Source organism: Streptomyces sp. NPDC050549 (assembly GCF_040655035.1).
Taxonomy (GTDB): domain Bacteria; phylum Actinomycetota; class Actinomycetes; order Streptomycetales; family Streptomycetaceae; genus Streptomyces.
Window position 1 is genome coordinate 75,329 of sequence record NZ_JBFAJD010000028.1, and the last position, 12,846, is coordinate 88,174.

At 68.2% G+C, this 12,846-nt stretch carries 7 protein-coding genes; 6 read left to right on the plus strand and 1 reads right to left on the minus strand.

The features are described from left to right. Positions 1 to 67 precede the first annotated feature (67 nt). The 4 genes from AB0I51_RS32860 to AB0I51_RS32875 all read left to right on the plus strand — a co-directional run bounded on the left by AB0I51_RS32860 (position 68) and on the right by AB0I51_RS32875 (position 5,325). Entirely contained in the window at positions 68 to 1,072 is a 1,005-nt protein-coding gene (locus AB0I51_RS32860; RefSeq protein ID WP_362981471.1) for a sugar ABC transporter permease, read from the plus strand. A gap of 13 nt (positions 1,073 to 1,085) precedes the next feature. After that, positions 1,086 to 1,952: an ABC transporter permease subunit gene (locus tag AB0I51_RS32865; RefSeq protein WP_362981473.1), complete on the plus strand. Its 867-nt coding sequence runs from the start codon at positions 1,086 to 1,088 to the stop codon at positions 1,950 to 1,952. 202 nt (positions 1,953 to 2,154) lie between these two features. After that, positions 2,155 to 3,819, plus strand: a complete 1,665-nt coding sequence (locus tag AB0I51_RS32870; RefSeq protein ID WP_362981474.1) for a glycoside hydrolase family 13 protein — start codon at positions 2,155 to 2,157, stop codon at positions 3,817 to 3,819. A gap of 129 nt (positions 3,820 to 3,948) precedes the next feature. Beyond that, positions 3,949 to 5,325 (plus strand): alpha-amylase family protein, encoded by a 1,377-nt coding sequence (locus tag AB0I51_RS32875; protein ID WP_362981476.1) that lies wholly within the window; start codon positions 3,949 to 3,951, stop codon positions 5,323 to 5,325. On the opposite strand, the gene AB0I51_RS32880 is transcribed toward AB0I51_RS32875, so the two are convergent. Further along, a complete protein-coding gene (locus AB0I51_RS32880) occupies positions 5,301 to 6,164 on the minus strand; it encodes a helix-turn-helix transcriptional regulator (RefSeq protein ID WP_362981478.1) in 864 nt (287 codons plus the stop codon). The genes AB0I51_RS32875 and AB0I51_RS32880 overlap by 25 nt on opposite strands. 86 nt (positions 6,165 to 6,250) lie before the next feature. On the opposite strand from AB0I51_RS32880, the gene AB0I51_RS32885 reads away from it, so the two are divergent. Beyond that, positions 6,251 to 7,033: a glucose 1-dehydrogenase gene (locus AB0I51_RS32885; protein ID WP_362981480.1), complete on the plus strand. Its 783-nt coding sequence runs from the start codon at positions 6,251 to 6,253 to the stop codon at positions 7,031 to 7,033. A gap of 403 nt (positions 7,034 to 7,436) precedes the next feature. Next, positions 7,437 to 12,842 carry a pullulanase-type alpha-1,6-glucosidase gene (pulA, locus tag AB0I51_RS32890; protein WP_362981482.1) on the plus strand — a complete coding sequence of 1,802 codons (5,406 nt, stop codon included), beginning with the start codon at positions 7,437 to 7,439 and terminating at the stop codon, positions 12,840 to 12,842. The last annotated feature ends 4 nt before the right edge of the window (positions 12,843 to 12,846 follow it).

Below are 12,846 nucleotides of genomic sequence, written 5' to 3' on the forward strand. Positions count from 1 at the left end.
GATCCGGCGGCCGCCCGGCCTGCGCACCGGCCCAACTCCTGACCTTCCAGAAGGTGTCGAACGAACCATGACAGTCGCCATCGACCGCGCGACCGGCAAGCGCCACGGTGACCGCGCACCCCGACCCGGACCCCGCGGGCGCCTCAAGTCCGCCTACCAGAAGCACTGGTACGCGTACGCGATGATCATCCCCGTGGTCGTCGTGCTCGGCGTCCTCGTGCTCTACCCCCTGGTGTACGGCCTGTACCTGACGCTCACCGACGCCAACAGCCTCAACACCGCGCGCACGATCGGCGTCAACCACATCGACGCCACCTACAAGTTCATCGGTCTCGACAACTACAAGGACATCCTGTTCGGCCCGACCTCGTACGACCGCTTCTGGTCGCACTTCATCTGGACGATCGTCTGGACCGCGGTCTGCGTCACCCTGCACTACACGATCGGCCTCGCGCTCGCCCTGCTCCTCAACCAGAAGCTGCGCGGACGCATCCTGTACCGGCTGATCCTGATCCTGCCGTGGGCCGTCCCCACCTTCGTCACTGTGTTCGGCTGGCGCTTCATGCTCGCCGACGGCGGCATCATCAACACCGCGCTGCACACCCTGCACCTGCCCCAACCCGACTGGCTGGAAAGCACGTTCTGGCAGCGGACGGCCGCGATCATGGTCAACACCTGGTGCGGCGTGCCCTTCATGATGGTCTCGATGCTCGGCGGACTGCAGTCCATCGACGCCTCGCTCTACGAGGCCGCCGAGATGGACGGCGCGAGCCCCTGGCAGCGCTTCCGCTACGTCACCCTCCCGGGCCTGCGGTCGGTCAGCTCCACCGTCGTACTCCTCGGCGTCATCTGGACCTTCAACCAGTTCGCCGTCATCTTCCTGCTGTTCGGCAACACGGCCCCCGACGCCTCGATCCTCGTCACCTGGTCGTACTACCTCGGCTTCGGCCAACAGCCGCGTGACTTCGCCCAGTCGGCGGCCTACGGCATCCTGCTGCTGGCCATCCTGATCGTCTTCACCTCCTTCTACCGCCGCTGGCTGAACCGCAACGACCAGCAGCTCGCGATCTGAGGCAGGAGTCCCCATGAGCACCACGACCACACCCCGCCGGACGCGCCGCCGCGGCGAGTTGGGCCGCGCCGGCTCTCTCACCTCGCACGGCATCCTGATCGTCGCGAGCCTGATCGCGCTCTTCCCGATCGCCTGGCTGGTCTTCCTCTCGCTGGGCCCGGACTCGGACGACTACCTCCACCCGGCCGGCATCTGGAAGAAGATGACGCTCGGCAACTACTCGTTCGTGCTCCAGCACACCGAGTTCTTCGACTGGTTGAAGAGCTCGCTGATCGTCTCGCTCGGCACCACGGTCATCGGCGTGACCATCGCGGCCAGCACCGGCTACGCCGTCTCGCGCATGCGCTTTCCCGGCTACCGGAAGTTCATGTGGGTGCTGCTGGTCACCCAGATGTTCCCGATAGCGGTACTTATTGTGCCGATGTACCAGATTCTCGCGGATCTGCAGCTCATCGACAGCTACCTTGGTCTCATCCTCGTCTACTGCTCGACGGCGGTGCCGTATTGCGCCTGGCTGCTCAAGGGCTACTTCGACACGATCCCGTTCGAGATCGACGAGGCCGGACGCGTCGACGGGCTGAACCCCTTCGGCACGTTCGCGCGACTGATCCTGCCGCTCGCCAAGCCGGGCCTGGCGGTCGCCGCGTTCTACAGCTTCCTCACGGCTTTCGGCGAGGTCGCCTTCGCCTCGACGTTCATGCTGTCCGACACGAAGTACACGTTCGCGGTGGGGCTCCAGACGTTCGTGAGCGAGCACGACGCGCAGCGGAACCTGATGGCGGCGACGGCCGTGCTGATCGCGATACCTGTGGCCGCGTTCTTCTATCTCGTGCAGAAGAACCTGGTCACCGGGCTCACCGCGGGTGGCACGAAGGGCTGACTGCCGGTTTCGTTGTCGGCTGCGGGTGCGTTGTGGCTGGTCGCGCCCACGCGGCGGAGCCGCATATCGATACAGCCCCGCGCCCCTTTTTTTGGGGGGCGTGCCCCCCAAACCCCCTATCCCGGGGCGGCCGTGGTGTCCATCCGACCCCGCTGACACTTCGGCCGCCTCGCCCCAACTTCCGTTACGTACCAAGGACGCCATGACCCAGCAGCACTCGGCCGTCGCCCCGGCACCGAACCCCGCCAAAGCCAAGCGAGGCGACTGGTGGAGAGACGCGGTGATCTACCAGGTCTATCCGCGCAGCTTCGCCGACAGCAACGGTGACGGCATGGGCGACCTGGAGGGCGTACGCTCCCGGCTCCCGTATCTGCGCGACCTCGGTGTCGACGCCGTCTGGCTCAGCCCGTTCTACGCCTCCCCGCAGGCGGACGCGGGCTACGACGTCGCCGACTACCGTGCCGTGGACCCGATGTTCGGCAACCTGCTCGACGCCGACGCGCTGATCCGCGACGCCCACGGACTCGGCCTGCGCATTATCGTGGACCTGGTCCCCAACCACTCCTCGGACCAGCACGAGTGGTTCAAGCGGGCGTTGCGGGAGGGGCCCGGCTCGCCGCTGCGGGAGCGCTATCACTTCCGCCCCGGAAAGGGCGAGCACGGCGAACTCCCGCCCAACGACTGGGAGTCCATCTTCGGCGGCCCGGCCTGGACCCAAGTCCCGGACGGGGAGTGGTACTTGCACCTCTTCGCGCCCGAGCAGCCCGACTTCAACTGGGAACACCCGGCGGTGGGCGACGAGTTCAGGTCCGTTCTCCGCTTCTGGCTCGACATCGGCGTCGACGGTTTCCGTATCGACGTCGCCCACGGGCTGGTGAAGGCGGAGGGGCTGCCCGACCTCGGCTCGCACGAACAGCTCAAGCTGCTGGGCAACGATGTCATGCCGTTCTTCGACCAGGACGGCGTGCACGACATCTACCGCCAGTGGCGCACGGTCCTCGACGAGTACGCCGGCGAGCGCATCTTCGTCGCCGAGGCGTGGACCCCGACCGTGGAGCGGACGGCCAACTACGTCCGCCCCGACGAACTCCACCAGGCCTTCAACTTCCAGTACCTGTCGACCGATTGGGACGCCGATGAGCTCCGTACGGTCATCGACCGGACGCTGGAGGCCATGCGACCGGTCGGCGCCCCCGCCACCTGGGTCCTCTCCAACCACGACGTCACCCGGCACGCCACCCGCTTCGCCAACCCGCCCGGCCTCGGCACCCAGATCCGCACGGCGGGCGACCGGGAGCTGGGCCTGCGCCGGGCCCGTGCGGCGACCCTGCTGATGCTGGCGCTGCCCGGCTCGGCCTACATCTACCAGGGCGAGGAACTCGGCCTGCCGGACGTCGTCGACCTGCCGGACGAAGTGCGCCAGGACCCCGCCTACTTCAGGGGCGCGGGCCAGGACGGCTTCCGCGACGGGTGCCGGGTGCCGATCCCGTGGACGCGCACCGGATCGTCGTACGGCTTCGGGAACGGCGGGAGCTGGCTGCCGCAGCCGGACGGCTGGGGCGAGTTGAGCATCGAGGCGCAGACCGGGACGGCCGGCTCGACGCTCGAGCTGTACCGGGCCGCGCTCGCCGCCCGGCGCACCCAGCCAGACCTCGGCGCGGGCGACTCGGTGGAGTGGCTGCGGGCGCCCGAGGGCGTACTCGCCTTCCGGCGGGGGGAGTTCGTGTGTGTCGCGAACACCAGCGGGGAGTCGGTGACGACGTCGGCGTACGGCCGACTGCTGCTCGCCAGCGGTGAGGTGACCGAGGCGGACGGCGAGGCGAAGCTGCCCACCGACACGACGGTCTGGTGGACGACGACTCCGTAAGTTCTTTCATCAACTTCACACGGCCCGCTGCCCTTTTGGGCGGCGGGCCTTTAACATCTGGCCACCGCAAGGTTTCCACGGGATTTCAGCAAGAACATTCAAGAGCCTTCAACGGAGAAGGAACCCCACATGGCCAGCAGCAGATCACTTGCAGGAGCCTTCGCCCTCGCCGCCGCGACGGCGGTCCTGGTGCCGGGTACCGCACACGCCTCCCCGCCCGGCACCAAGGACGTCACCGCCGTCCTCTTCGAGTGGAACTTCGCCTCGGTCGCCAAGGAGTGCACCAACACCCTCGGCCCCGCCGGCTACGGCTACGTCCAGGTGTCCCCGCCCGCCGAGCACATACAGGGCTCGCAGTGGTGGACGTCGTACCAGCCGGTGAGCTACAAGATCGCCGGGCGGCTCGGTGACGCAACCGCTTTCCAGAGCATGATCAACACCTGCCACGCGGCGGGTGTGAAGGTCGTCGTCGACACGGTCATCAACCACATGTCGGCGGGCAGCGGCACCGGCACCGGCGGCTCGTCGTACACGAAGTACAACTACCCGGGCCTGTACTCCTCGTACGACATGGACGACTGCACCGCCACGGTCAGCGACTACACCAACCGCGCCAACGTCCAGAACTGCGAACTGGTCGGCCTCGCCGACCTCGACACCGGCGAGGAGTACGTCCGCGCCACCATCGCCGGCTACATGAACTCCCTCCTCGGCTACGGCGCCGACGGCTTCCGCATCGACGCGGCCAAGCACATCCCGGCGACCGACCTCGCGAACATCAAGTCGCGCCTGTCGAACCCCTCCGTCTACTGGAAGCAGGAGGTCATCTACGGCGCCGGCGAGGCCGTCCAGCCCACCGAGTACACCGGCAACGGGGACGTCCAGGAGTTCCGCTACGCCTACGACCTCAAGCGCGTCTTCAACAACGAGAACCTCGCCTACCTGAAGAACTACGGCGAGGGCTGGGGCTACATGAGCAGCTCGGTGGCGGGAGTCTTCGTCGACAACCACGACACCGAGCGCAACGGCTCGACCTTGAACTACAAGGACGGCGCCAACTACACGCTGGCCAACGTCTTCATGCTCGCCTACCCCTACGGCGCCCCCGACATCAACTCCGGCTACGAGTGGTCGGACGCGGACGCCGGACCGCCCAACAACGGCGCGGTGACGGCCTGTTGGCAGGACGGCTGGAAGTGCCAGCACGCCTGGCCGGAGATCAAGTCCATGGTCGCCTTCCGCAACGCCACCAGCGGCCAGTCCCTCACCAACTGGTGGGACGACGGCAACGACGCGATCGGATTCGGGCGCGGCAGCAAGGGCTACGTGGCCATCAACCACGAGTCGTACTCGCTGACCCAGACGTACCAGACGTCACTGGCCGCGGGCACGTACTGCAACGTCCAGAACAACACGACGGTGACCGTGAACTCCAGCGGGCAGTTCACCGCCACCCTGGGCTCCAACACGGCGCTGGCGATCTACGCGGGCAAGACGTCCTGCTGATCCATCCGCTGCGTTCCGATGACGGCCAGCAGACGCAACGCCTCCTCCGACGGTGAGCCCGGGGTGGCGGTGTAGATCACGACCTGCTGGTCCCGGTCGGTGATGTCGAGGGCGTCGCAGTTGACGGTGACCGGGCCCACCACCGGGTGCTGGAAGGTCTTGGTGAGGGTGGGCTCGGCGGACACGTCGTGCGACTCCCACAGGCGGCGGAACTCCTCGCTTCCGGCGAGGAGTTCGGCCACCAGCCCGGTCACCGCCGGCGAGTCGGGGTAGCGGGCGGCGACGGCACGCAGCCGCTGTGCCGAGAGCCGGGCGAAGGCGTCGACGTCCGACACCCCGTACAGCCTGCTGCCTTCCGGGCGCGGGGTGAGGAAGGCGCGGCGTACCAGGTTGCGGTCGCGCGGGGGCAGGGCGGAGAAGTCCTCCATGAGGGCGGCGGCGAGATCGTTCCAGGCCAGTACCTCGAAGGTCGCGGACGTCACGAAGGCAGCGGCCTGCGGCAGCCGGCGCAGCAGATCGAGGAGGCTCTGCCGCACCTCGCGGGAGGGCCCGGGCGGCGGTCCGGGCGGAGCCCCGGCGAGGTGATGGAGATGCCCACGCTCGGCGTCCGACAGCCGCAGCGCCCGCGCGAGACCGCCCAGCACCTCCCGCGACGGACGCGGCCCCCGGGCCTGTTCGAGCCGCGTGTAGTACTCGGTCGAGATGAACGCCAGCTGCGCCACCTCCTCGCGCCGCAGCCCGGGAGTACGGCGACGCGGGCCGCGCGGCAGCCCCACTTCGGCGGGGGAGATCCGCTCGCGCCTGCTGCGCAGGAACGCTGCGAGTTCTTGCTTGTCCACGCCACCAGTGTGCGCCGGGCGGCAGGTCCCATCCAGGTACCGCCGGTGCCTGGATGAGCGGTGGCCCCGGGGCCAGGCTCGAAGCCATGGAAAACACCGCGATCACCCACCAGGGCCTGCTGACCGACAAGGTCGCCTTCATCACCGGCGCCGGCCGCGGTATCGGTGCGGCCGCCGCCCGGCTCTTCGCCCGCGAGGGCGCCCGGGTCCTGCTGGCGGCCCGCACCGAGGACCAGCTCAAGGCGGTCACCGAGGAGATCCGCGCGGCGGGCGGCACCGCGGACCACGTGGTCTGCGACCTGGCCGACGCGGCGAGCGTCCGCGCCGCCGTCGACCGCACCGTGGAGGTCTACGGCCGCCTCGACATCGCCTTCAACAACGGCGCGATCGCCCAGCACCCCGGCCCTCTGGACGAACTGCCCGAGCCGGACTTCGACCACATCACCAGCGTGAACCTCAAGGGCGTCTGGCTGGCCATGACCGCGGAGGTCAAGGCCATCCGTGCCACCGCCTCCGGCGGCGCCATCGTCAACAACTCCTCCATCGGCAGCCTCCGGGCCAACCCCGTCCTGCCCGTCTACGGCGCCCTGAAGCGGGCCGTCAACAGCCTCACCCAGTCCGCCGCCGTCACCTACGGCCCCGAGGGCATCCGCGTCAACGCCGTCGCCCCGGGCGGCACGCTCACCGAGATGGTCCGCGACTGGGACGCGGCCACCCCCGGCGTCATCGATCGTATGAAGTCCATGACCCCGCTCGGCCGCACGGCCGCCCCCGAAGAGATCGCCGAAGCCGCCGCCTGGCTCCTCAGCGACCGGGCATCCTTCGTGTCGGGCGCGATCCTGCAGGTGGACGGGGGAGCGGGCGCGTGAGAGAGGCCGCCACCGGCGGCGAAGCTCCCGGTGGCGGCCCGTCCTGCCGTGAGGTCACGGCGTGACGTCGATGTGCCTGGCCGGCGCGGTGACGGAGAGGTCGCCGTGGTCGACCCACTGAGGGAAGGCCAGCGTCTTGTGCTGCCGGAGATGTGGTGCGGGCGACGGCCGTGCCGAGGGTGGATGGCTCGGTTCCGTGTTCCGCGATATGCGACAGGTACGGCTTGCGGGACGGGCTGCCGGAGTGATCGGTTCCAGACCCTTCCGGCGGGGAAAGGTCGGCGCCATTGGTGAAACTTCTTTCCACACCTTTCGCGACTCTTGCTGCAACACTTGCGTCGGCGATACGGTCTCGCCCGGGGTCGGACCCGAACTGAGCCGTAATCGCAAGGAGTTCACGCCTGTGATACCGAGATGGCCGGCGCCCTGCACGCGCCGCACCGAGCGAGGGAGAAGGGCCACGGGCATCGTCGTCGCCGCACTCCTCGCCGCGTTCGTCCAACCCCTCGCCGCCCACGCCGCGACCCCGCCCGCACCCCCGTCCGACGCGAAGCTGGCGGCCACGCCCGCCCGGCACGACGACACCCGCGAGCAGTTCTACTTCGTGATGCCGGACCGCTTCGCCAACGGCGACACCTCCAACGACCGGGGAGGGCTGACCGGTTCACGCCTCAGCACCGGCTACGACCCCACCGACAAGGGCTTCTACCAGGGCGGCGACCTCAAGGGTCTGACAAACAAGCTCGACTACATCAAGGGCCTGGGCACCACCGCCATCTGGATGGCCCCGATCTTCAAGAACCGGCCCGTGCAGGGGGCGGGGAGCGATGCCTCCGCCGGCTACCACGGTTACTGGATAACGGACTTCACCAAGGTCGACCCGCACTTCGGCACCAACAAGGACCTCGCGACCCTCATCTCCAAGGCCCACGCCAAGGGCATGAAGGTCTTCTTCGACGTCATCACCAACCACACCGCCGACGTCGTCGACTACGAGGGCAAGTCCTACGGCTACCTCTCCAAGGGCGCCTTCCCCTACCTCACCAAGGACGGGCAGCCCTTCGACGACGCCGACTACGCGGACGGCGCGAAGACCTTCCCCGCCGTCTCCACCTCCTCCTTCCCGAAGATCCCGACCGTCCCCGCCGACAAGACGGACGTGAAGGTCCCGTCCTGGCTCAACGACCCGACGATGTACCACAACCGGGGCGACTCGACCTATGTCGGCGAGAACGCCACCTACGGTGACTTCTCCGGCCTCGACGACCTGTGGACCGAACGTCCCGAGGTCGTCAGCGGCATGGAGAAGATCTACGAGAAGTGGGTCCGCGACTTCGGCGTCGACGGCTTCCGCATCGACACCGTCAAACACGTCGACATGGACTTCTGGACCCAGTGGGCGACGGCCCTCGACAAGTACGCCGCCGCGCACGGCCGGAAGAACTTCTTCATGTTCGGCGAGGTCTACTCCGCCGACACGTCGGTCACTTCGCCCTACGTCACCCAGGGCCGCCTCGACGCCACGCTCGACTTCCCCTTCCAGGACGCGGCCCGCGCCTACGCCTCCCAGGGCGGCAGCGCGCAGAAGCTCGCGAGTGTCTTCGGCGACGACTACAAGTACACGACCGACAAGGCGAACGCGTACGAGCAGGTCACCTTCCTCGGCAACCACGACATGGGCCGCATCGGCTACTTCCTCGACCAGGACAACCCGAAGGCCACCGACGCCCAGCTCCTCGCCAAGGACAGGCTCGCCAACGAGCTGATGTTCCTCAGCCGCGGCAACCCCGTCGTCTACTATGGCGACGAACAGGGCTTCACCGGCTCCGGCGGCGACAAGGACGCCCGCCAGACGATGTTCGCCTCGAAGGTCGCCGACTATCTCGACGACGACGAGATCGGCACCGACCGCACGGCGGCGAGTGACTCCTATGACTCGACCGCCCCGCTGTACAAGGAGATCGCCGCTCTCTCCAAGCTGCGCAAGGACAACCCGGCCCTCACGGACGGCGTGCAGACCGAGCGCTACGCGGCCGACGGCGCCGGGGTCTACGCCTTCACCCGGACCAGCGGCAGCGCCGAGTACGTCGTCGCCCTCAACAACGCCGACACCGCGAGGACGGCGACCTTCGCGACCGGTTCGCCGGACATGAAGTACCGGGGCATCTACGGGACTTCGGCCACGGCGACGAGCGGCGCCGACAACAAGGTGACGGTCACCGTCCCGGCCGGTTCCGCGATCGTGCTCAAGGCGGCCGGTTCCCTTGCCCCGCCGGTGAGCAAGCCGACGATCACCCTCAAGGCGCCGGATGCCGGAGCCACCGGCACCGTCGAGCTGAGCGCGGACGTCACGGGCGGCCGGCTCGACCGGGTCGTCTTCGCCGCCCAGACCGGCAACGGCAAGTGGCGGACGCTGGGCTCCGCCGACCACGCCCCGTACAAGGTCACCCAGACCGTCGGCAAGGACGTGGCGCCCGGAACCGCCCTGCGGTACAAGGCAGTTGTGGTCGACTCAACCGGGCACACGGCGAGCGCGACAGCCGCCTCCACCTCCGGCACCCCACCCGCCGCGGAGATCCCCACCGCCTCCTCCCGCGACTACGCGATCGTCCACTACAAGCGCACCGACGGCGACTACGACAACTGGGGCCTGTACGCCTGGGGCGACCTCGCCGACGGTGAGGCGACGACCTGGCCGGCCACTCACCCGTTCATCGGACGGGATGCCTACGGCGCCTTCGCCTACGTCAAGTTGAAGCCCGGCGCGACGAACGTCGGCTTCCTGGTGATCGACAAGGACGGCAACAAGGACGTCTCCGCCGACCGCTCGATCGATGTCACCGAGACCGGCGAGGTCTGGATCGAGCAGGGCAAGGAGGCCGTACAGACCGAGCGGCCCGACTATCCGGCGCAGGACACCGCCAAGGCCGTCGTCCACTACCACCGTGCGGACGGCGACTACTCCGGCTGGGGTCTGCACGTCTGGACGGGTGCCGCGAACCCCACGGACTGGTCGAGCCCGCTCCAGCCGGTCAAGACCGATGCCTATGGAGCCGTCTTCGAGGTACCGCTCAACTCCGGTGCCACCAGCCTGAGTTACATCATCCACAAGGGCGACGAGAAGGATCTCTCCGCCGATCAGTCGCTGGATCTGAAGTCCAACGGGTACGAGGTGTGGCTGTTGAACGGCCAGGAGAAGTACCTCCTGCCGCAGCCCGCGGGCAGCGCGGCGGCCCTCGACCTGACCACCTCAAAGGCGGTCTGGATCGACCGGAACACGGTCGCCTGGAACGGCTCCGACGCGGCTGCCTCCACCCAACTCCTGTACTCCCACGACGGTTCGATCGCCGTGCGGGACGGCACGCTGACGAGTGACGACGAGCGGTGGCTGCGGCTGTCGAAGACCACGCTCACCGATGCCCAGAAGGCCGAGTTCCCCCATCTGAAGGACTACACGGCCTGGTCGGTCGATCCGCGTGACCGTGAGCGCGTCGAGGAAGCTCTGACCGGTCAGCTCGTCGCCTCTCAACGGGCCGTCAACGGCGCCGTGTTGGCCGCGACCGGCGTGCAGATCGCGGGCGTGCTCGACGACGTGTACGGCGCCGCGACCAAGGCCGACCTCGGTCCGACGTTCCACAAGGGCCGTCCCACACTGGCCGTTTGGGCACCGACCGCGCAGAGCGTGTCCCTCGATCTCGACGGCTCGCTGAAGAGGATGACCCGTGACGCCGCCACCGGCGTCTGGTCCGCCACCGGTCCGGCCTCCTGGAAGAACAAGCCGTACCGGTACGTCGTGAAGGTGTGGGCGCCGACCGTCCGGAAGGTCGTCACCAACCAGGTCACCGACCCCTACTCGGTCGCCCTCACCGCCGACTCCGAGCGCAGCCTCGTCGTCGATCTCGACGACAAGTCCCTTGCGCCGAGCGGCTGGTCGAGCCTGAAGAAGCCCAAGGCGGTGGCGCTGACGGACGCCGAGATCCAGGAGCTGCACATCCGGGACTTCTCCGTCGCGGACAAGACGGTTCCCGCGAAGGACCAGGGGACGTACCTCGCCTTCACCGACAGGAACAGCGACGGCTCGAAGCATCTGCGCGAGCTGGCCGAGTCGGGGACGTCGTACGTGCATCTGCTGCCCGCCTTCGACATCGCCACCATCCCCGAGAAGAGGTCCGAGCAGTCGACCACCGACTGCGACCTCGCCTCCTACGCCGCCGACTCGGAGAAGCAGCAGGAGTGCGTGGCGGCCGTCGCCGCGAAGGACGCCTACAACTGGGGTTACGACCCCTACCACTTCACGGTCCCCGAGGGCTCGTACGCGACCGACCCGGACGGCACCGGTCGTACCGTCGAGTTCCGGAAGATGGTCAAGTCGCTGAACGAGGACGGGCTTCGGGTCGTCATGGACGTGGTCTACAACCACACGGCGGCCAGCGGGCAGGCGGACTACTCGGTCCTCGACAAGATCGTGCCCGGCTACTACCAGCGGCTGCTGGCCGACGGCAGCGTGGCCACCTCCACCTGCTGCGCCGACACGGCCACCGAGAACGCCATGATGGGCAAGCTCGTCGTCGACTCCGTGGTCACCTGGGCCAAGGAGTACAAGGTCGACGGCTTCCGCTTCGACCTCATGGGGCACCAGCCGAAGGCCAACATCCTCGCCGTACGCAAGGCGTTGGACGCGCTGACGCTCGCGAAGGACGGCGTCGACGGCAAGAAGATCATCATGTACGGCGAGGGCTGGAACTTCGGCGAGGTCGCCGACGACGCCCGTTTCGTGCAGGCCACGCAGAAGAACATGGCCGGCACGGGCATCGCCACCTTCTCCGACCGGGCCCGTGACGCGGTGCGCGGCGGCAGTCCCTTCGACGCGGACCCCGGTGTCCAGGGCTTCGCGTCCGGGCTCTACACCGACCCCAACTCCTCCACGGCGAACGGCACTTCGGCCGAACAGAAAGCCCGCCTCCTGCACTACCAGGACCTCATCAAGGTCGGCCTGAGCGGCAACCTCGCCAAGTATCACTTCACCGACACCGACGGGAAGGAGGTCACCGGCGCCGAGGTCGACTACAACGGCGCCCCCGCCGGATACGCGGACGCGCCCGGCGACGCCCTCGCCTATGTCGACGCGCACGACAACGAGTCGCTGTTCGACGCGCTGACGTACAAGCTGCCCGCCGGGACGAGCGCCGCCGACCGGGCCCGGGCGCAGGTCCTCGCGATGGCCACCGCCGCCCTGTCGCAGGGGCCGTCCCTCTCCCAGGCCGGTACCGATCTGCTGCGCTCCAAGTCCCTGGACCGCAACTCCTTCGACAGTGGCGACTGGTTCAACGCGATCCACTGGAACTGCGCGGACGGCAACGGCTTCGGGCGGGGGCTGCCGATGGCGGCCGACAACGAGTCCAAGTGGCCTTACGCGAAAGGCCTGTTGACGTCGGTGAAGGTCGGCTGCGGGCAGATCGAGGGGGCCTCGGCCGCGTATCAGGATCTGCTGAGGATCCGTACGACGGAGATTGTGTTCTCGCTCGACACGGCCGGGCAGGTGCAGGCGAAGCTGTCGTTCCCGCTGTCCGGGAAGGACGAGACGCCCGGGGTGATCACCATGGAACTCGGTGATCTCGTGATCGTGTTCAACGCGACGCCGAGCGGTCAGCAGCAGAAGGTGGACGCCCTGGCCGGTACCGGCTACCGGCTGCACCCGGTGCAGGCGGCGGGCGCGGACGCGGTCGTGAAGTCCGCTTCGTACGACAAGGGGACCGGTACTTTCGTGGTTCCGGAACGCACTGTGGCGGTATTCACCCGGACATCCTGAAAGC